Origin of the sequence: Pseudomonas fluorescens (assembly GCF_005938625.1) — a bacterium.
GTDB classification, from domain to species: domain Bacteria; phylum Pseudomonadota; class Gammaproteobacteria; order Pseudomonadales; family Pseudomonadaceae; genus Aquipseudomonas; species Aquipseudomonas fluorescens_BD.
Window position 1 is genome coordinate 1 of the sequence record NZ_VCNJ01000122.1, and the last position, 1,569, is coordinate 1,569.

At 55.7% G+C, this 1,569-nt stretch carries 1 protein-coding gene; it reads left to right on the forward strand.

What is annotated here, in order from left to right; all coding sequences use genetic code 11:
• Window positions 1-176 precede the first annotated feature (176 nt).
• A complete protein-coding gene (locus tag FGA82_RS31970; protein WP_141130156.1) occupies window positions 177-1,205 on the forward strand; it encodes an IS110 family transposase in 1,029 nt (342 codons plus the stop codon).
• Window positions 1,206-1,569 lie beyond the last annotated feature (364 nt).

The window sequence follows — 1,569 nt, forward strand, 5'->3', positions numbered from 1 at the left end:
GGGGTTGCGAACTGGCGTGGGGCATTGCTCAAGTGTTGCCTGTGCGGACGCCTTCGCGAGCAAGCTCGCTCCCACAGGGGATCTGAGTGAACTCGGTCAACTAATGAAATGGTTACCCCCGCCGCCCCTGCGATAGCTCACTAAGCTTTTGCAGGGGCCCACCGGAGACCATTGTCATGAACAAAGTAGCTATTGTCGCCATCGACCTGGGTAAAAAATCCTTTCATCTGCACACTCAAGATGACCGGGGTCATGAGCTCTACCGCAAAAAACTCACTCGAGCGGCACTTGTCCAGCACTTAGCCAATCTCGAGCCTTGCACGGTTGTAATGGAAGCCTGTGGTGGCGCTCACTTTATGGCGCAGCAAGCTGCAAAATTTGGGCACACCGCAAAGTTGATTGCGCCGCACTTGGTGCGTCCTTATGTCAAAAGCAACAAAAATGATTTCGCGGATGCCGAGGCGATCTGCGAGGCCGCAACCCGGCCAACGATGCGTTTCGTGCCTGTTAAAACACAGGCTCAACAGGCGCTGGCCATGCTCAATTCGACGCGTGATTCGTTCATCAAAGACCGTACCGCGACAGTCAATCGGATTCACGCAGCGCTTCTGGAGTTCGGAATCAGCTTGCCTGCGGGGTTCAAGTCGATCAACGAGCTTACAGCGCAGCTTGAGGCCAGCTCACTTCCCGATCCGATCAGAAAGCTGCTGACACGCATGCATGGCCACTTTGACTACTTGCACGAACAGATCAGATCCTTGGACAAGGAGCTGGAATGCCAAGCCGCTGAAGATGATCTGGCTGCTCGTTTGATGACAATTCCGTGTGTCGGGCCGATCACCTCCAGCGCCTTGGCTGCCGAGCTGGGTGATGGCAAGCAGTTCAAATGTGGCCGCGGCTATTCAGCCTCGATCGGCCTAGTACCCAAACAGCATTCAACGGGCGGAAAAACTGTACTTTTAGGCATCAGCAAGCGTGGCGACAGAAACCAGAGACGCCTGCTGATCCAGTGCGCCCGGGTTTATTTAATGCACTTGGATCGACAAAAAGGCGTGCTGGCGGAATGGGTCCGCCATTTGATTGCAACCCACCATCACTCCAATCACGTGGTCTGCGCGCTGGCCAACAAGTTTGCGAGGATCGCTTGGGCAATTGCGGCTCACCACACTGAATTCGATGCGGGGCCAAGCGCGATGAACGCCTGACCCCGCTGTCACCCGAGCACCACCCACCTGGTTTTGCGATGCTGGATAACTGATGACGTGAACGGCCAACCGGCCTGACGACAACCCTGGGCTCCCACACGGCTGAAAGGCCGTTCAACTAATCAGGATCGTTGGGCATCGATTCTCATCGAGGCGCGGGGTTGCACCCCCACTCAGACGCCGGATAGATGAAAGCAAGCCAAACACGACATCAAAAAACAGTATTGCAGAAAAGGGGGTAACCATAGATGTGGGAGCGAGCCTGCTCGCGAAGAGGCCAGTCAGGCGATAGAGATCTCAGAGCTGCCCATCACGATCACGGAAGCCCAGCAGATACAGCACGCCATCCAGACCCAACGTCGAA